The sequence below is a fragment of the Streptomyces sp. NBC_01298 genome (genome assembly GCF_035978755.1).
In the GTDB taxonomy this organism is placed as follows: Bacteria; Actinomycetota; Actinomycetes; order Streptomycetales; family Streptomycetaceae; genus Streptomyces.
Genome location: NZ_CP108414.1, coordinates 9015605 through 9032271, shown reverse-complemented (window position 1 = coordinate 9032271; position 16667 = coordinate 9015605). Strand labels below are relative to the sequence as shown.

Sequence of the window (16667 nt, the reverse complement as noted above, 5' to 3'; positions counted from 1 at the left end):
TACCTGAGCGCTGCGCGCTCAGGAGAGACCGGCCTCGCTGCGCGCGGCCGAGGCGCCTTCGGCGCCTGGCCTCCGCTTCGCTCCGGAGCAATGAAGCGCCTCGCTTCGCTGGCGGGGCTCGGCTTCGCCGAGCCAGGGCCGGCCCTTCGGGCCGGAGTCCTGCGCTTCGCTCCGGACAGGGGTTCGGGTTCCGCTGCGCTCTACCCGAACGGCCCGCTTCGCGGGCCTGGATGACCCCGTTTCACGGGGTCCGAGCCTTCGGCTCGTTGGGGTGTCCGCTCCGCTCCCACTCCAGGCCCTTCCGGCTCCCACTCCAGGCCCTTCCGGCTCCGCCTCCAGGACCAGCCCGCTCCGCGGGCGGCCGGCAGCAGTCAGCGCGGGCTCGCCGTCTCCTGGTGCTGGGGGAAGGTCGATGGGTCCAGGCAGTCCAGCGTCGCTGCAATGGGACGGCTTGCACTGCCCTGGGGCGAGGTGGGTCAGAAGGTGTGCCACTCCTCGGCGGGAATGCAGTCCCACATGTCTCCGGTCCAACCCTTGAAGAGAAAGACCGGCCGGGTCAGGACAATGTCGCCGGCCCGCTGGACCCGGATGAACAGGCCCAGGTCGCCTGAGACCGGATTCCCGTCCACGGCGTACTTCAAATCCGTGTGCGCATGCTCCTCGGCATAAACATGCAGCCAGTCCTCAGCCACTGAGGGCACACGCCCGACCAACCCCGTACCGTCCAGCGTGACCTGAGGACCGTTCAGGGCATCGACAGCCACGGCCGCCAGGTGGCCCGCGCCCGTGTAGTAAAGCGCCACACCAGGGTCGGGGTACCTCTCCCAGCTGGGCACTGCACTGCGGTCGCGATACCCGGCACACGACCGTGTGCGAAGTTCCGGGCCGCTGAGCGCCGCGGCCGGCCTCATACCGAACTCCAACGGCCCCACCCCCACGAGCGGCTTCCACGCCCACTGCTCACGATCCCCGTCCTCTTTGACGTCCCACGGACCCAACGTCTTACTCCCCACAGTCAGGTGATCCTTCTCGTGCTGCTTCTCGAACCCACCAGACCACCAGACCACCACACCCTCACCGCGCTGCCAGCAGCCAGGGCCACCACCATTCTGTGACTCAATCTGGCACCCGGATGAACTCGGGAAACGAGGTTGAGCACCACACCTGGTGCGGCGGTAGGGTCGCGTGCATGTGGGTGGGACTGGATGAGGTCGACTGGGCGGCGCTGAAGCACAACTACGGGTCGGCCGAGGACGTGCCCGACTTGCTGCGCCAGTGCGCGGGGCCGGACCCGGACGATGCCGAGGACGCAGCGTCCGACCTGCTCAACCTGTTGTTTCATCAGGGCGGTTGGGTCTGCTCTGCCGCATCAGCTGCGCTGCCCTTCCTCCTGCGTCTTGCCTCGGCGGCTGAGGTGAAATGTCGCCGCACGGTGATGGAGCTGGTGGCGAGGCTGGCCTCGGAGGCGCAGCAGGTCCGCGAGCGGTTCCTCGATCCCGGCTGGTGGCCAGCGTGGGAGCGAGTCCTGCCTGAGGTTCTGGTCCTGCTGGAGGACCCTGAGCCCTGGATTCGGCGGGACGCCGCTGACGTGGTCGGTGTCTGCGGCAGCTCTGGTGAGCTGACTCTGCCTTCGCTGCTGAGGCGGTGGCAGGCCGAGGATGATCCAGCGACCCGGCTCGATGTGATCCTCGCACTCGGGCAGGCTGTGTTGCGACAGCCCGCGGGCGGGCACGCCGCCGAAGTCTTCGACCTCCTTCAGGGGCTGCTCGATGCCCCTGAGGCGCAAGTGCGCCTGGCCGCAGTGCACGCACTCGCCCAAAGCAAGCCGGACCTTCCCGAACAGCGGCTGGAGCTGTTGCTGGAGGCTGTCCGGGACCCCAGTGTCGAGTTGTGGCACCACACCACGGCGATGGACTCCGGGGCACAGGGTGTCCAGCACCGGACCGCAGCCTTGTTCCCTGGGCCGTGCACCGGCTTCGCTCTTGGCCTGCTGAACGACCATCCCGCCGAAGAGCAGCGAACCAGCGCCCTAGCCCAGGCAGCCGGGCTGCTGGCCCAGTGGCGCTCCCCTGCCGCTGTTCTTCTCCCCCTCGTCGCCGCCCGTCTGAACGACCCTGCCTGCGAGGCCCGATTCCGGGCAGCCGAGCTGCTGGCCTGCCTTGGTCCCGCAGCCTCTGCCCACGCCGACGAGGTAGCCGCGCTGCTCGGCGACAACGCCGCGAGGACGACCCGAAAGCGGGAGACCATCGGCGAGGCTGCTTTGTGGGCGCTGGCCAGGATGAACGATCCGCGCTGTCTTGTTCCCCAAGTGCGGGACGGCATCGGCGGGGGTGCGATGACCTCGCGTTTCGCTGTCCTGGAACGCGACCGCGTCCGCCTTGAACTCGGCGGGGTAATGCTTCATCCCCACAGGAGCGCCGACACGGCGTGAAGCGGCTCTGCGACATCCTCGGCCTGGCCCGCTCGAGCTTCTACTACTGGCGCCGCACCGCATCCGCGAGAGCGGCTCGGCAGAGTGCCGAGGCCGGGATCGCTGCCCGGATACGCAAGGTCCACCAGGACTCCGACGGTACCTACGGAGCCCCCAGAATCACCGCAGAACTCCGCGACGAGGGCGGCCCGGCGGTCAACCACAAGCGCGTCGCCAGGATCATGCGGACCATCGGGCTCGAGGGAGTCCGTCTGCGCCGCCGGCACCGCACCACCGTCGCGGACCAGGCCGCGGCGAAGGCACCGGATCTGATCGGCCGTGACTTCACCGCAGCCGAGGTGAACATGAAGTACGTCGGCGACATCACCTACCTGCCGGTCAGCGGTTCGAAGCCGCTCTATCTCGCGACCGTCATCGACCTCGCCTCGCGCCGGCTGGCCGGGTGGGCGATCGCCGACCACATGCGGACAGAGCTCGTCATCGACGCCCTGACGGTCGCCGAGCAGACCCGTGGAAGCCTTGCCGGAGCGATCATGCATACCGACCACGGATCTCAATATTCGAGCAGAGCTTTCGCGGAACTCTGCAGGTCAACGGGGGTCCGGCAGAGCATGGGCGCGGTCGGCTCCAGCGCGGACAACGCCGCCGCGGAAAGCTTCAACGCCGCCTTCAAGAGAGAGGCGCTCAAAGGCCGGAAGGCCTGGTCGAGCGAGCGTGAGGCCAGACTCGACGCCTTCGGCTGGCTGACCCGATACAACACCCGCCGCCGGCACTCCCGCCTCGGCCAGCGGTCCCCGACCGCCTACGAGAACGCCCTCCGACCAGCAGCAACTACCCTGACCCAAGCCGCATAGACGTGTTCAACATCCGGGGTCAAGGCCCCAGGCCGGTGGACGCAGCCAGTGGAACGGGGTCCTGCCGCTGCGAACCCTGCTGGTCGAACAGCCCGCAGGAGCGGACGAGCCGACCGGCTACTGGATGACCAACCTGCCCGCCACTACCCCGATCGCCGACCTGGTGCGGTGGGCGAAGATGCGCTGGCGGATCGAACACGACTACCGCGAACTCAAGCACGGCCTGGGCCTGGACCACTTCGAAGGCCGGACCTGGCGCAGTTGGCACCACCACGTCACCCTCGTCACCGCCGCACAGGCCTTCCTCACCCTCAGGCGGCTCGACCCAAAAGCACCCACGCCGGCCTGACCCTCTACCAAGTCCTGGACGTGCTCCAGAACCTGCTGAGGTGCTGGACCGGCACCTGCACCACCTGCGGCCGCCCCCTGACCGCCAGCAGATCCAGAACCTAACGAAGCACTACTAGTGACCTGAGTCTGAGGTTTGTCGTTGGTTCGGCATGAGTCGTCCCGGTCCGAAGATTCCGCCGTTGTCGGTGACTGATGCCCAGCGTGCTGTGCTGGAGGGCTGGTTACGTCGTCGTTCGACAGCTCAGGCTCTGGCTCAGCGGTCGCGGATCGTGCTGGAGTGCGCGGGCGGGCATTCGGTGATGGAAGTTTCGCGGCGGCTTGGGATCGCGCCGGACACGGTCCGCACCTGGCGGCGGCGGTTTCTGGAGCACGGCCTGGACGGGCTGGGCGACGAGCCGCGGCCGGGTGTCCCGCGGAAGATCACCGACGCTGATGTCGAGCGGGTGATCGTCAAAACACTGGAAGAGACGCCGAAGAACGCGACGCACTGGTCGACGAGGTCGATGGCCGCGGCCACGGGAATGTCGCAGTCGACCGTCTCAAGGATCTGGCGGGCGTTCGCGCTGGCTCCGCATCGTTCGCAGACGTTCAAGCTGTCGACGGACCCGCTGTTCATCGACAAGGTCCGCGACGTGGTCGGCCTCTACCTGGACCCGCCGGAGAAGGCTCTGGTCCTCTGCGTGGACGAGAAGTCGCAGATCCAGGCCCTGGACCGGTCCCAGCCGGTCCTGCCGATGATGCCTGGCGTTCCAGAGCGCCGCAGTCACGACTACATCCGCGCCGGCACAACCACCCTCTTCGCGGCCCTGGAGGTCGCCACCGGCAAGGTCATCGGGTCCCTCCACCGCCGCCACCGGGCCGCCGAGTTCAAGAAGTTCCTGGCCAAGATCGACAAAGAAGTGCCGGCGGATCTTCAGATCCATCTGATCCTCGACAACTATGCGACCCACAAGACGCCGGACATCAAGAAATGGCTGCTGGCACACCCGCGGTTCCACCTGCACTTCACACCGACGAGTGCGTCGTGGCTGAACCTGGTGGAGCGGTGGTTCGCCGAGCTCACCCAGAAGAAGCTCAAGCGTGGAGTCCACCGCTCCGTCCAGGCTCTCGAGCGCGACATCCGTTCATGGCTGGCCGACTGGAACGACCAGCCCAAGCCCTTCGTCTGGACGAAGACAGCCGACGAGATCCTCGACAAAGTCGCCGCCTACTGCCACCGAATCTCTGACTCAGGTCACTAGCCGCGCGCGGACTTCAAGAGCTGGCCGAAGGATCGCTCCTCGAAGAGCCATCCGTACCGGGCCCCGGTGACCTGGGTGTTGTTGATGACGACCGTGGGCGTGCCGGGCCCGCGGGGGTCATCGCCGCCGGCTGCCTCGTACGTCTTCTCCGATGCGGCGACGAAGTCGTCGTACTTCATCGTCGCCACGGCAGAGTCGAAGGCCTCGCTGCGCAGACCGGGGACCTGGTCGGCCAGGACCAGCAGGGAGTTGTTGGTGTACCCACCCGCGCGCTCGCTCTTTGCCATGTTCTCCATCAGCACAGTGTGGTACTCGGTGAACAGGCTGGCCTCCAGCGCTGCGCGCAGAGCGTTGACCGCCTTCCTCGATCCGTCACCACCCACGCGGTCGTCCCTGAAGGACGCGAAGGTGTACTCAGTCTTGGCCTCGCGGCGCAGCGTCATCGCCCGGAGCGCCGGCGCTCCGGTCGCCTCGAACTCGTCCACGACAGGGCAGCGCGGGTCCTCGTACAGCCGGACTGTGGTGGCCGCGGCCGGGTCGCCCACCACGATGGTGGTGCCGTCCGCGGCCAGCGTCTCCGGCAGCTCGCCGACCGTCGCGTACGGCACCGGGCGCGGTGCGCTTGCGCCCGTGGACTGTGCTGTCTGCGCGCAGCCGGCCGTCGTAACGACGGCGATGGCTGCCACCGCCGGCGCGGCGGCCAACCCTCGTATGCTTCTCACCGTGGTTCCCTCCCCTTGAGGGTGCAAACTCTAAGCGCTGAAGGTCACAGGCCGCACAGCGGTTTCGTACTACGGCACGGCGAACCTGGACAGCGGGGCCCCTGGTCGCCCGGTGCGTGATCACCCGGTGTCTTCCTCGGCACCGCACCTCAGCCGGCCCTCACTATCTGGCTCCGGACCTGCCCCCCCCTACGCGACCCAGCAATACACACCATGGTCGTTTGCTTCTGCCCCTCCGGCCAGAGCGCCCAGACTTCCCAGCATCTCGATCGCCAGACGCGGAGGTCCAAGCACTCCTCGGACTCGCCGGGGACTGCCCCATCTGCCCGAGCACTTCGGCTCATGGAAGGGCGCCCACAACCGGCTGCCGAACTGAGCCGCCGACGGCACCTGGGCGAGAGTCTTCACCGCTTTGCTCGCCCAGGCCGACGCCGAAGGCGATCTCGACTGGGGCATCGCGGTCGACTCCACCATCGTCCGCGCTCATCAGCACGCCGCCGGGGCCCGTCAAAAGGGGCCCCGGCCGACGAGCCACCCGACCATGCCCTCGGACGCTCCCGCGGAGGACTGACCACGAAGATCCACCTCGCCGCCGACAGCCGCTGTCGCCCGCTCGCGTTCGTCCTCACGCCTGGCCAGGCTGGTGACGCGCCCGCGTTCCCCGAGGTCATGGCCCAGTTGTGGGTGCCGCGGCAGATCGGTCGACCCAGGACCACCCCGGATGCGGTCCTGGCCGACAAGGCGTACTCGTCGCGCGCAATTCGAACCCATCTTCGGCAGCGCGGGATCCGGGCGGTGATCCCGCAGCCCGCCGACCAGACCGCCAACCGCAAACGGCGCGGTCGGCTCGGAGGCCGTCCGCCGGCCTTCGATCGTGACTCCTAACAAGCAACGCAACACCGTCGAACGGTGCATCAACAAGATCAAGCAGTGGCGCGGGCTGGCCACCCGCTACGACAAGACCGCCACCAACTACCTCGCCGCCCTCCACATCGCAGGCATCTCATCTGGTCGACGAGGTGACCAGGAACTGCTGGCCAGGCTGAGCTCGGGACCGGCGTCCTACCAGTGGTGCCAGACTTCTGCGGGGGCGATGTCCCAGGAGGTGCCTGCGATTTCTCCGGGATTACAGAAGAGCGCCCAGGTCACCACGACGTCGCCGGCGCGCTGTGCGCCCAGCTCGATTTCGAAGCCGTCGACGTACAGGTCGCCGCCGGGACTGGAGCGGAGCCCCACGTTGTGCTGGTCCACGTAGGACTCCATGTCTTCCAAGAGCTCCGACGGAACACGGCCGATCAGACGGATCCCCTCGTGAGTCACCTGTGGACCAAGCCGTCCATCAACCAGCACGCACGTCAATCCCGCGCCTTCGACGAAGTAGCACTTCACCGCTGGTCGAGTTCTCCAGGCCGTCCGTGGCTTGGAGAACTCCACCCGCCACTGTGTACGGCCCGTCGAGTGCCAACCCCCCATGTTGTGCTGCTCCGCAGTGAAGCCCTGCCCCGCCATGGCGGCGACGGTGTCCTCCCGGCTCATTCCAAAATCCAGTGGCCCAATGGTCTGGAGTGGGACGTACCGCCACTGGTCTCGCTCGGAGTCCCCCAGGACCGCCCAATAATCCGTGCTCACGACCCAATGATCATCCATGCCGCTCTACTCAGCGCAATCCGACCAGCAAGATCCGAAGGAGACGGCCTAGGCCTGCTCGGTGTTCACCGATGAGTCCGGCCCCCGCAGGCTCTCCAGATACGCGCACGCCGGCGGCCCGACTGGAGTAATAGTCAAGACTTGTGGATCGGGTGCTTCCCTTGTTTCACAGAATCGTGATCAGCGACATGAGTGTTGCTGTCGGGAGGAGGCAGAGAAGCGAACTTGCAGTCCAATAGTGCCCCCCGTTCACAGTTCCCCTTTTCCGGCGCATCGCCGCGTTGGCCGGCAGCCACAGAGCAAGAAGAACAGCCCACATAGGCACGAGGATCATCAGCCAAGGCAGCATGCCGTCGTTCTCGGTGGGCTCTCTTTGAGTGAGGTCCAGGCCGGCCAATAGGAAGTTTATTGCAAAGAGTATCAGCCCCCACAGAGGAATGATGGCGATGAGGCCCAGGATGAGATTGACGGCGATGGGTGCGGCCCATGTGCGCCAGGGCAGGGGAAAGGAAGCCACGCGGTTCCTCACTGGTTGAGTTGAGTACGACTTCGTTCGGTTGATGCTGTTCACGCAGCTCCCTGTTCGGTGCGCTCGACAAGGTGACCGTTTTCGAAGCGGGCGCCGTTTCGGACGAGGGCGACGAGGTGGGGTGCGGTGATCGAGCGCCAGCGGGCCTGGGCGGACTCGGCGAGCTTGAACACCATCGCTATGGCCGCGGCCGGGCTGCCGGCGCCGCGGGTGACCTTGGTCCGTAGCCTCACCGTGCTGAAGGTCGACTCGATCGGATTTGTCGTGCGCAGGTGCACCCAGTGCTCGGCCGGGAAGTCGTAGAACGCCAGGAGTTCATCGGTGTCGTCGGTGATCTTCTTGACGGCCTTGGGCCACTTCGCGCCGTAGGCCCGCCCGAAGTCCTCTACCGCTTTCTCGGCGTGATCGCGGTCCTCGGCGTTGTAGATCTCCTGCAGCGCCTTTCTCGCGCCGGGCTGGGCCGATTTCGGCAGGGCGTTGATCACGTTCCGGGTTTTGTGAACCCAGCACCTTTGATGCCTGGCCTGTGGAAACACCTCGGCCAGGGCCCGCCACAGCCCCCTGGCGCCGTCGCCGACGACGAGCTCGGGATCGTGCATGCCGCGCCGACGGCAGTCTCGTAGGAGGTCGGCCCAGGACTCGGTCGACTCGCGCAGGCCCTCGGCGAGCGCGATCAACTCCTTACTACCGTCGGTTCGCACGCCCATGAGGGCCAGTACGCATGAGCGGGCCTGGCCGAGGCGGACCTTGGGGCGGACGCCGTCGGACCACACATACACGTAGTCAGATCCGGAGAGGTCTCGGTCCTGGAAGGCGGCGTGGTCATCGCTCCACTGCTTGGTCAGCCGGGTCACCGTGGACGACGAGAGCCCAGCGGCCGAGCCGAGGAACTGCTCCATCGCGGGCACGAAGTCGCCGGAGGACAGACCGTGCAGGTAGAGCAGGGGCAGAACCTCGCTGATCTTCGGGGACTTCCGGCACCATGGGGCGAGGATCTTCGACGAGAACCGCTTGCGCTCGCCCGTCTCGCCATCGACCCGCTTGTCGTTCACTCGCGGCGCCTTCACTGCAATCGGGCCGGCGGCAGTGGTCACCGTCCGCTCGCGATGGTGGCCGTTACGGACCACAAGACGGCGACCGGCCTCGTCGCGCTCGCAACCCAACTCGGCTATGTACTGAGTGGCTTCCGCTTCCAGGGGCGCAGCGAGCATCCGACGGGTGCGCTCACGGACGATGTCGTCCATCAGGGAGCTGCTCTGCGTGGTGCCGTCCTCGTTGACTACGCTCAGCACGGGCGTGCCTTCCCGACCCGCGCTGCAACGCGGGCCTACTCGATGACCAGAAGTCGATCACTCGGGAAGGTACGCCCTCCGCGTTCCGCCAGGCACCCCTCCCGGGTCCGATCCACAGGTCTTGAGCATTGCTCTGCGCATTTCGGGGTCGGTGTCCATCTCAGCTCTCCAGTGGCTTTGACAGCGAATCCCCACAACCACTGACATAGCCAAGGCGCTGCACATCCACGTGAACACCGTCGTCCAGCGCCTCGTCCGGATCGGCCGGCTCCTGGGCGAGGACTGGAACGCCCCTGCCCGCGCTCTGGAGCTCCAACTCGCTCTGCGTCTGCGCCTCTTGGCCGTCTTCGGCCCGGGCGCATGAGTATCCGTACTCATGCGTGAGCACGGCAGGGGTACCACGATGGGTCGCCTGGACGGATCTTCATCGAGGGGGACGGCGGGCATGGGCGTGACGGTGGAGGAACAGGGCGGAGGAGGCGGCGGGAGGGGGTGGCACGGGCGCGCAGGGCTGCGGCCGATGGCCCGGCCCGCCGGCGTGGGCGCGCTGCTGGGAGGGTTGTGGATCCTGGTGGCTGTACTGCCCTGGGATTTCGACGACTTCTGCCGGAGCGAGGGCTGGGGGTGCCTGGGGTTCGCCCTCATGGTGCTGGCGGCCACACCCGTCGTGCTGGCTCTGCTCGGGTGGGTCGTGCTGCGGGCGGCGGGGGTCCGTCCTGCTTGGCGGGTGGCCGGAGTGGGGACGCTCCTGGGCGTGCTGGCCGCCGTCCTGTCCTCCCGGGCGGGTGGTACGGGCCCGTGGCTCTCGTTCGCCGCTCCGCTCGTGCTGGCCGCTGCGTACGCGGCCGCGGCCGCCGTGGCGCCCGGCGTCGGCTCGCCGCGGCGCTGGGGGGCGCTCGCCGGCGTCCTCGTACTGCTGTGGCCGCTGTCGGGCGTGCTCGGCGATCAGCAGGTGTCCGCGTACCGGGAGCGGCAACTCGCCGCCTCCAAGGTCCCGTTGCTGGCGCCCGAGCTGGACGGCCACCGGTTGTACTTCGCGGAGGCCAACGAGTTCAGCGGGACGTTCGGCTACCTGATCCTCCCGTCGTCGGTCCCCACCAGCGCCGACGACCGGGAAGCTCTCGGGATCCGGGTGACCGTCGGACCGCAGCTGCCCGGTTTCGCGCCCCCGGAGGTGTGCCGGGTCATGAGCGGCAGCGCGGAGGAGTCCACGGGCCGGTGCGAGCTAGTGGCCCCCGAGACCTGGCGCGCGACCACGTACGACTCCGTCCGTTACATCGCGCGCCGCCAGGGCGTCATCGTGGTCCTCACCGGTGGTGGGCCCACCGTTCCCGAGAGCGACCTCCGGGCCATGGCCCAGTCCCTGGCGGTGCGCAAGGCCGGCTCCTTCCCCGACCGGTGAGGCGCCTACCCCGTCCCCAGGGTGACCGGGCCCGTCCCGTATGCCAGGACGACCGCCTGAGGCGCGGTCGCGCAGGCTCAGCTTGGCGAAGATCCGGGCCACGTGGGTCTTCACGGTGGCCTCCGCGCGAAGGCGGCCGTGGGCTTGGGTCAGGCGCTGGGGGGTGACGTTTTGTGGGCGCGGGCCGCGGTCTTCTTCGGCGCCGTCTTCTTCTTGGCCGGGGCGTCGGTCTTGATCTCGTGGACGGTCGCGTCCTCCTGGCCATGCCCACTGCGGGCCGCCTTCGCGTCCTGCACCGACTGCTCCAGGGCGGCCATGAGGTCGACGACCTGCCCGCTGGGTGCTTCGGCCGGCTCAGGGGGCTGGGCCCGGACGCCTTCCGCCTTGGCCGCGATGACGGCTTCGAGCGCCTCGCGGTACTCGTCGTGGAGATCCTCCACGGGGCGGCCCGAGAGCGCCTCGGTCAGGGCGACCGCCGCCTGAACCTCCTCCTCCGGCAGTTCCACGTCGGCGGGCGAGGCGCTGCAGGCGGCGGGCGTGGGCGCATCCGGCGAGGATGGCGCGCGGCAGTTCGTGCGGTACCGGCAAGCACTGGTGCGGTCCTTCCCGGGAGCGGCGGTGTTCATGGAGCGGATGGCTTGCGATCACGAGGTCTGGTTGATCACCAACGGGGCCTCTCGCCTGCAACGACTCAAGGTGAGCCTCAGCGGCCTAGATCAACATGTCGCCAGGATGTTCGTCTCTTCAGAGGTCGGCTATGCCAAGCCGCATCCGCGGTTCCTCCAGGCCGTGAGCGACGCGCTCACCCGCGATCAGACTGTGTGTCTTGTTGTGGGCGACAGCCTGGACGGGGATGTGCTCTCGGCGCTGGGTAGGGGATGGCCAGCGGTCCACCTCTGCGGTGACCTCGACGACGGTGACGGGACCCGGACGCGTGTCAGCGTGATCGGTGACGTTGTCTCTCCATGCGCACACGGGGCGGCCGCCTCCTGACGGGCCGTAGAGGCACGCCATCGAGCGACGCCCAAGTCGCGACAAAGCTCATTCTCAATACGCATGGAACTGATCCCCGCTGAGAAAACCTCACTGCCCAGAATACGCAGATGATCAGTGCAGACTATCGGCCCGGCGCTGCTCCACTCCCCCGCAGAGAGCCCTTCCGGCTCCGCCTCCAGAGCTTGCCGGCATTCACTGGATCAGGGCGAGGTGCGGGTGTTCAAGGGACGCTGGGCAGATGTAGAGGTGGAGGTTGTTTCCGTCCGCGATCTGGACCTTGGTCGACTCTGCAGGGTAGGGGTCGAGCCTGGATCGAGAGATACCTCGGTCCTCTCGGGGGATCCAGGACTTGCTCGTCTCACCCCATTCTGACGAGGCGATGGTCAGCAGTGAATCCATCTGAGTGCCGCAGGCATCGCAGAGCCGCGGGTGCGGGTCGGTCAAGCCCCAGCGGGTCCAGCCACCGACCTTCCAGCCGGGTGCTACTGACAGCGATGAGTTGTAAACGTCCTCTGGAGTGGGCTCTTCCTCGTCCCATTCATCTGGCTCCGCGGGTACCTGCCAGGTGTGGCAGGTCTTCATCTGCCGACGTACCTCATCGTCCAAGTCCTCCGAGTGGGGATACTCCGTCACAACTTCAGGCGAGAGCAGGCACGGCTGCGGAAGATAGCCGGCGGATTGGATTGCGGGCGGCTCGGGCGGTGTGGTCAGCGCATCGGTGACTGAGGCAGCAGTCCGCCAGAACACCGCCGTCCTGGGCAGCGCGGGGTGATCGAAGGGGCACCACAACACCTGGAGCAGGTCGGCCGAGCCCGGCGGGCGCAGCGATGGAACGTCGCGCAGGTAGAGCTGGGCCACGGGAAGCAGTGGAATCGGCTCGTTGGGCCAGGGGCGACCCGCACGGGCTCGCTGGAAGTCCGCCAGTTCCTCGGGCGTGTACCGGAGAGCATCGGGGTCACCCTCTGCGCGGCGGGCCGCGTCTTCTAGGATGCGTCGCTGCAGCCGGACGTCGTCGGGCGCTGTCGCCTGGGTGTGCTGGTCCCAAATGTGCGGACCGTCGCAGTGAGGCCATGGTTCGGTGGCAGGCCACAGCAGTGGGCCGCCGACCGAGCTTTCCTGCCTTGACGGCGACCCGGGCCGGGGATGGAGCCGGGTCGCCGTGCGGGCCAGGGGGGCCAGCTGCGGGAACGCCGCGGTGACGTCGAACGGCCGGGGCGGAGTGGTGTGGGCCATGCTGGCTCCTCCTGGTTGGTGTCGGTTGCGGCTAGCAGTTGGTCTGCCGGCCTCTCGGTTCGGGGTGAGCAGGGGATCAGACACCAAAGGGTGACGTTGTGTCACGAGGATGTCACGAGAGCCCTACTCAAGGGCTGCGGACCCTAACGTCCGAGATCCGCAGCGCCACCGCCACCTTGGCGGGGGCCGTTCACCGGACAGGACGTGCTCTACCTTGCTCATGCCCCGCACCCGCCACCTCGCCGCCGGCACCGCCATCACCGCCGCGGCCCTGCTCCTCCTTCCCGGCCAGGCCCACGCCGCAGGCACCCTGCGCATCTCGAAGATCTGGTACGACTCCCCCGGCAGCGACACCCGCACCAACACCTCGATCAACGGCGAATGGGTCCAGATCACCAACGGCACCACCAGCGCGGTCAACCTCAAGGGGTGGACGTTGACCGACACCTCCAGCCACGTCTACACCTTCGCCGCATTCACGCTGAAGGCCGGAAAGGCAGTCACGGTCAAAACCGGCAAGGGCACCAACACCACGACGACCCTGTTCCAGCAGCGCGCGGCCTACGTCTGGAACAACGGCAAGGACACCGCGACCCTGCACCGTGGCTATGACGACTTCTTGGGGAGTCGTTTGTCGAGGAGTTCGGGAGGCGTGTGGCTCGGGGTTGAGTGATCAACAACGTTGAGTTTTGATGTCGATAGCGCGTGGGACCGAGGGCTGCGGTCTGCTTCATAATCCAGCTGTGGACATATCCGATGAGGGACAGCCGCTCGATCCCGTCTGGCATGAGATCAACAACAACGTGTGCGGTGGCCTCGCAGGTGCCCCGAGTGCTTCGTCCGTGGCCGAGCGGTTCATCGGGGCAGGCTGGACTTCCAGATCGGCGTCGTGGGAGTCGTATGAGGTCGAGACCGGCTGGTGCCGCATCGAGGTGGACCCGACCGAGGGCGACACGCTCCTGAACGGAGTCGTCGATCCGCAACGGTTCGAAGACCTGGCAGCACTGCTGACCCGGTTCGGCCTGCGGTTCAGTCTTGAGCTCTATGACGATGGGGGCGAACTGCTGAGGACGATCGAAGCTGGAGCCCCGTCAGCGTCGCAGGACGCAGTTCCTCGGCCGTTCAGCCGGCTGCTCGCTCGGCTTGGGCTTTGGTCGCGGCGAGGCGGTAGGACTCCGTTCCGGTCTGGATGATGTTGCCGCCGAAGGTCAGGCGGTCGACGATGGCCGCGCAGAGCCGCGGGTCGGTGAACGTCTTCGCCCAGCCTCCGAACGACTCGTTCGAGGCGATCGCCACACTGTTCTTTTCCTCGCGTTCGGTCAGAACCTGGAAGAGGAGTTCGGCGCCGCGGCGGTCGAGTTCCATGTAGCCGAGCTCGTCGATCTATGTGGATATCGACATAGCTGGACGACATCGGCCTGCTGCCCGTCGGGGAAGACGCCGCCGAAGCGTTCTACCGCGTCATCGACGCCGCCTACGAACGACGCTCCATCGCCGTGACCAGCAACATTCACCCCTCGGGCTTCGACACGATCATGCCGAAGACCCTCGCCGGCGCGAGCACCGACCGCCTCATGCAACACGCTCACCTCGTGACCACCACCGGCGGCTCACACCGCCTCGCCGAGGCCCTCGCCGGGAAGGGATCGATCCCCCTGAACTGACCCCCACCCCCAGGAACACCACTGGCCACACGCCTGGACTTCTGATGGCCACCAGCCTGGACACCCAACTGCCATCCACCGGGGCATCTCAATGACCGTTGACAGCAATCACGGTCGACGGGATGTCCAGCTGCTCTTCGAGCAGTTCACGAGTCGGCGACCAGACCAGAATGCCCTCCGCCCCCTCGGCGCCCGCGAGTACATCGGATGCTCGTAGCCGACCATCGCCCGTCACGAAGCTCGACCGCAGCCGTCTTCGAAGGGTTCCATCAATCGCCTAGGCGTTCCACCACTCGTCGGTGCCGCAGCCGACTTCGTAGTGCCACCAACCTTCGTCCTGGCCTTGGTTCAGGAGCGCTTTGATCCCGGCGAAGTCCGCGTCGGCCGGAACGTTAAAGGCCACCATGGGAAAGTCGGCGCTCATGACCTCGCCGCCGAGGTCGAAGGCGGCCAGTCGTTGGTGCACCGCTTGAGGGCTGCGGGCCAGAGGCCCGGAGGGGATGGGCACGACGCGCACCGTGCAGTTGCCGGCTGAGCTGACCCGCCCGACAGCCCAGTGCAGTCCATCTGAGTCGGTCTGGAACTGTACGACGTCCCCCTCGGCAACGCCGTCCTGGAGGAACGGGACATTCTCGATTACGGCCGTGCCGGCGCTGAGCCTTGTAGCCCACAGGCCCTCGATGTCCTGCGGGAACCAGCCCTCGCGCGGGACGAACCGGAACCAGACCTTGACCTTCTCGACCGTGTTCTCCACGGCGCCAATCATGCTCGACCCGGCAACGTCAGCGTGCACCGGGGCTGAACTGTGCAATCAAGGTCCGTTGAGACAAATCGGCAGGCCGTCAAACTTCCCTACGTTGTTCTGCGGGACCGGGCGAGCCCTTCGTATGGTTCTCCCACCCAGGGGCGTCGGGTGTGGCTTTCAAACTTCTGCCGCTTGTGGCTAACAACGATTGGCCGCCCGGCGCCCCACGACGACTCGGCTGCCAATCAGGAATTGCGAATGATCGCTCCGTAGGGAATCGACAGCGAGGTCGTCCGTCGGGAGGCACCAGCACACCCCACCGCACGGAGGCACCATGGCCGCCATCTGGGCCGGCATCGACGCAAGCAAGACCCATCATCACTGCGTCGCGATCGACGAGAGCGGCCACCGGCTGCTGTCCCGACGCGTCGCCAACGACGAGCCCGAACTCCTCGAACTCCTCACCGAAGTCCGGGCCCTGGGCGACGAGGTGACCTGGGGAATCGACCTGGCCGACGGCGGAGCCGCCCTGGTAATCACGATCCTCCTCAACCACGACCAGCCGGTGAACTACATCTCCGGCCGCGCCATCCACCGCGCCTCCGAGACCTACCGCGGCAAAGGCAAGACCGACGCCAAGGACGCGGCCGTTATCGCCGACCAGGTCCGCATCCGCCGTGATCTGACCCCCTTACGGGCCGGCGACGACTCCGTCATCGATCTCAAGATCCTCACCGGTCGCCGCATGGACCTGGTCGCCGACCGCACCCGCACCGTCAACCGACTCCGGGCACAGCCCTCCGGGATCTTCCCCGGCCTGGAACGGGCCCTGGACCTCACCAACAAGGGCCCGCTGACCCTGCTGACCGGTTACCAGACCCCAGCCGCCATCCGCCGGCTCGGCACCAAGCGCCTGGAAACTTGGCTGCGAAACCGCAAGGTTCTCCGAGCCGATCAGCTCGCCGAGACTGCGGTCGAGGCCGCCGAGCGCCAGCACACGAGCCTGCCTGGGGAGAAGCTGACCGCCCAGATGGTGCACACACTGGCGACCGAGGTGATGGCGGTCAACCGGCAGGTCGCCGAGCTCGACAAGCTCATCGAGGCCCGGTTCCGCGACCACCAGCACTTCGACGTGATCACCAGCATGCCCGGCCTGGGCATCATCCTCGGCGCCGAATTCCTTGCCGCCACCGGCGGCGACATGACGACCTTCGGCACTCCCGATCGCCTCGCCGGCTTCGGCGGAGTCGCCCCGGTCCCGCGGGACTCCGGCAAGATCAGCGGAAATCTCCGGCGTCCTCAGCGATACAGCCGGCGACTCCAGCGCGTCTTCTACACCTCGGCGCTGTTCAGCATCCGCAGGTGCGACGAGTCCCGCCGCTTCTACGACCGCAAACGAGCCCAGGGCAAGCGCCACACCCAAGCCGTCCTCGCGCTCGCCCGCCGCCGGGTCAATGTCCTCTGGGCCCTCCTCCGCGACGGACGGTGCTACGAGGCCGTCCCACCGGTGACTGAGCACGGCGGATGACCCGGACGGACAACTTGGACGCTCGGAATTCG

At 67.3% G+C, this 16667-nt stretch carries 16 protein-coding genes and 4 pseudogenes; 11 read left to right on the top strand and 9 right to left on the bottom strand.

Annotation, left to right across the window (positions count from 1 at the left end; genetic code table 11):
• Window positions 1–476: 476 nt before the first annotated feature.
• A complete protein-coding gene (locus OG730_RS41220) occupies window positions 477–803 on the bottom strand; it encodes a hypothetical protein (protein ID WP_327309108.1) in 327 nt (108 codons plus the stop codon).
• A 386-nt stretch (window positions 804–1189) separates the two neighbouring features.
• On the opposite strand from OG730_RS41220, the gene OG730_RS41215 reads away from it, so the two are divergent.
• The 4 genes and pseudogenes from OG730_RS41215 to OG730_RS41200 all read left to right on the top strand — a co-directional run bounded on the left by OG730_RS41215 (window position 1190) and on the right by OG730_RS41200 (window position 4877).
• Window positions 1190–2431 (top strand): HEAT repeat domain-containing protein, encoded by a 1242-nt coding sequence (locus OG730_RS41215; RefSeq protein WP_327309107.1) that lies wholly within the window; start codon window positions 1190–1192, stop codon window positions 2429–2431.
• Complete coding sequence (locus OG730_RS41210; RefSeq protein WP_327309106.1) at window positions 2428–3285, top strand: IS3 family transposase; 858 nt, start codon at window positions 2428–2430, stop codon at window positions 3283–3285. Before OG730_RS41215 ends, OG730_RS41210 begins: the two co-directional genes overlap by 4 nt.
• A 49-nt stretch (window positions 3286–3334) precedes the next feature.
• A pseudogene (locus tag OG730_RS41205) lies at window positions 3335–3634 on the top strand (transposase); the annotation flags it as partial.
• Between the two features lie 151 nt (window positions 3635–3785).
• Window positions 3786–4877, top strand: coding sequence for an IS630 family transposase (locus OG730_RS41200; protein ID WP_327302727.1), 1092 nt, complete (start codon window positions 3786–3788; stop codon window positions 4875–4877).
• On the opposite strand, the gene OG730_RS41195 is transcribed toward OG730_RS41200, so the two are convergent.
• Window positions 4874–5599 carry a DsbA family protein gene (locus OG730_RS41195; RefSeq protein WP_327309105.1) on the bottom strand — a complete coding sequence of 242 codons (726 nt, stop codon included), beginning with the start codon at window positions 5597–5599 and terminating at the stop codon, window positions 4874–4876. The two genes, OG730_RS41200 and OG730_RS41195, sit on opposite strands and share 4 nt — an antisense overlap.
• Window positions 5600–5921: 322 nt before the next feature.
• Here OG730_RS41195 and OG730_RS41190 point away from each other — a divergent pair.
• Window positions 5922–6602, top strand: a pseudogene (locus OG730_RS41190) (IS5 family transposase); the annotation flags it as partial.
• Window positions 6603–6661: 59 nt separating this feature from the next.
• Here the strand turns inward: OG730_RS41190 and OG730_RS41185 are convergent.
• The 3 genes from OG730_RS41185 to OG730_RS41175 all read right to left on the bottom strand — a co-directional run bounded on the left by OG730_RS41185 (window position 6662) and on the right by OG730_RS41175 (window position 9067).
• Complete coding sequence (locus OG730_RS41185) at window positions 6662–6850, bottom strand: hypothetical protein (RefSeq protein WP_327309635.1); 189 nt, start codon at window positions 6848–6850, stop codon at window positions 6662–6664.
• 562 nt (window positions 6851–7412) lie between these two features.
• On the bottom strand, window positions 7413–7817 hold the full coding sequence (locus OG730_RS41180) for a hypothetical protein (RefSeq protein WP_327309104.1): 405 nt from the start codon (window positions 7815–7817) through the stop codon (window positions 7413–7415).
• Entirely contained in the window at window positions 7814–9067 is a 1254-nt protein-coding gene (locus OG730_RS41175) for an IS256 family transposase (RefSeq protein ID WP_327309103.1), read from the bottom strand. The genes OG730_RS41180 and OG730_RS41175 overlap by 4 nt, the downstream gene beginning before the upstream one ends.
• Before the next feature lie 187 nt (window positions 9068–9254).
• Here OG730_RS41175 and OG730_RS41170 point away from each other — a divergent pair, with 187 nt between their 5' ends.
• Both OG730_RS41170 and OG730_RS41165 read left to right on the top strand, forming a co-directional pair.
• On the top strand, window positions 9255–9431 hold the full coding sequence (locus tag OG730_RS41170; RefSeq protein ID WP_327309622.1) for a helix-turn-helix domain-containing protein: 177 nt from the start codon (window positions 9255–9257) through the stop codon (window positions 9429–9431).
• Between the two features lie 156 nt (window positions 9432–9587).
• Window positions 9588–10469 carry a hypothetical protein gene (locus tag OG730_RS41165; RefSeq protein WP_327309102.1) on the top strand — a complete coding sequence of 294 codons (882 nt, stop codon included), beginning with the start codon at window positions 9588–9590 and terminating at the stop codon, window positions 10467–10469.
• Window positions 10470–10618: 149 nt separating this feature from the next.
• Here the strand turns inward: OG730_RS41165 and OG730_RS41160 are convergent, their stop codons facing one another.
• Window positions 10619–10975, bottom strand: a complete 357-nt coding sequence (locus OG730_RS41160) for a hypothetical protein (protein ID WP_327309101.1) — start codon at window positions 10973–10975, stop codon at window positions 10619–10621.
• A 31-nt stretch (window positions 10976–11006) separates the two neighbouring features.
• Here OG730_RS41160 and OG730_RS41155 point away from each other — a divergent pair, with 31 nt between their 5' ends.
• Window positions 11007–11462: an HAD family hydrolase gene (locus tag OG730_RS41155; RefSeq protein WP_327309100.1), complete on the top strand. Its 456-nt coding sequence runs from the start codon at window positions 11007–11009 to the stop codon at window positions 11460–11462.
• 195 nt (window positions 11463–11657) lie between these two features.
• On the opposite strand, the gene OG730_RS41150 is transcribed toward OG730_RS41155, so the two are convergent.
• Window positions 11658–12323 carry a non-ribosomal peptide synthetase gene (locus OG730_RS41150; protein WP_327309099.1) on the bottom strand — a complete coding sequence of 222 codons (666 nt, stop codon included), beginning with the start codon at window positions 12321–12323 and terminating at the stop codon, window positions 11658–11660.
• Window positions 12324–12918: 595 nt separating this feature from the next.
• On the opposite strand from OG730_RS41150, the gene OG730_RS41145 reads away from it, so the two are divergent.
• A complete protein-coding gene (locus OG730_RS41145; protein WP_327309098.1) occupies window positions 12919–13371 on the top strand; it encodes a lamin tail domain-containing protein in 453 nt (150 codons plus the stop codon).
• 449 nt (window positions 13372–13820) lie between these two features.
• On the opposite strand, the pseudogene OG730_RS41140 reads toward OG730_RS41145, so the two are convergent.
• Window positions 13821–14081: pseudogene (locus OG730_RS41140) on the bottom strand (ATP-binding protein); the annotation flags it as partial.
• Between the two features lie 20 nt (window positions 14082–14101).
• Between OG730_RS41140 and OG730_RS41135 the strand changes: the two are divergent.
• A pseudogene (locus OG730_RS41135) lies at window positions 14102–14362 on the top strand (ATP-binding protein); the annotation flags it as partial.
• Between the two features lie 277 nt (window positions 14363–14639).
• Here the strand turns inward: OG730_RS41135 and OG730_RS41130 are convergent.
• The gene (locus OG730_RS41130) at window positions 14640–15128 is read right to left on the bottom strand and encodes a DUF4265 domain-containing protein (RefSeq protein ID WP_327309621.1); all 489 of its coding nucleotides are present in this window, start codon (window positions 15126–15128) and stop codon (window positions 14640–14642) included.
• Window positions 15129–15441: 313 nt separating this feature from the next.
• Between OG730_RS41130 and OG730_RS41125 the strand changes: the two genes are divergently transcribed.
• Window positions 15442–16635 (top strand): IS110 family RNA-guided transposase, encoded by a 1194-nt coding sequence (locus OG730_RS41125; RefSeq protein WP_327309097.1) that lies wholly within the window; start codon window positions 15442–15444, stop codon window positions 16633–16635.
• Window positions 16636–16667: the final 32 nt, after the last annotated feature.

What these genes read in the sequence shown, in the direction of transcription:
- OG730_RS41215 (WP_327309107.1), top strand. Translation starts at nt 1,190, where the DNA reads ATGTGGGTGGGACTGGATGAGGTCGACTGGGCGGCGCTGAAGCACAAC.
- OG730_RS41200 (WP_327302727.1), top strand. Translation starts at nt 3,786, where the DNA reads ATGAGTCGTCCCGGTCCGAAGATTCCGCCGTTGTCGGTGACTGATGCC.
- OG730_RS41165 (WP_327309102.1), top strand. Translation starts at nt 9,588, where the DNA reads ATGGCCCGGCCCGCCGGCGTGGGCGCGCTGCTGGGAGGGTTGTGGATC.
- OG730_RS41145 (WP_327309098.1), top strand. Translation starts at nt 12,919, where the DNA reads ATGCCCCGCACCCGCCACCTCGCCGCCGGCACCGCCATCACCGCCGCG.
- OG730_RS41130 (WP_327309621.1), bottom strand. Translation starts at nt 15,128, where the DNA reads ATGATTGGCGCCGTGGAGAACACGGTCGAGAAGGTCAAGGTCTGGTTC.
- OG730_RS41125 (WP_327309097.1), top strand. Translation starts at nt 15,442, where the DNA reads ATGGCCGCCATCTGGGCCGGCATCGACGCAAGCAAGACCCATCATCAC.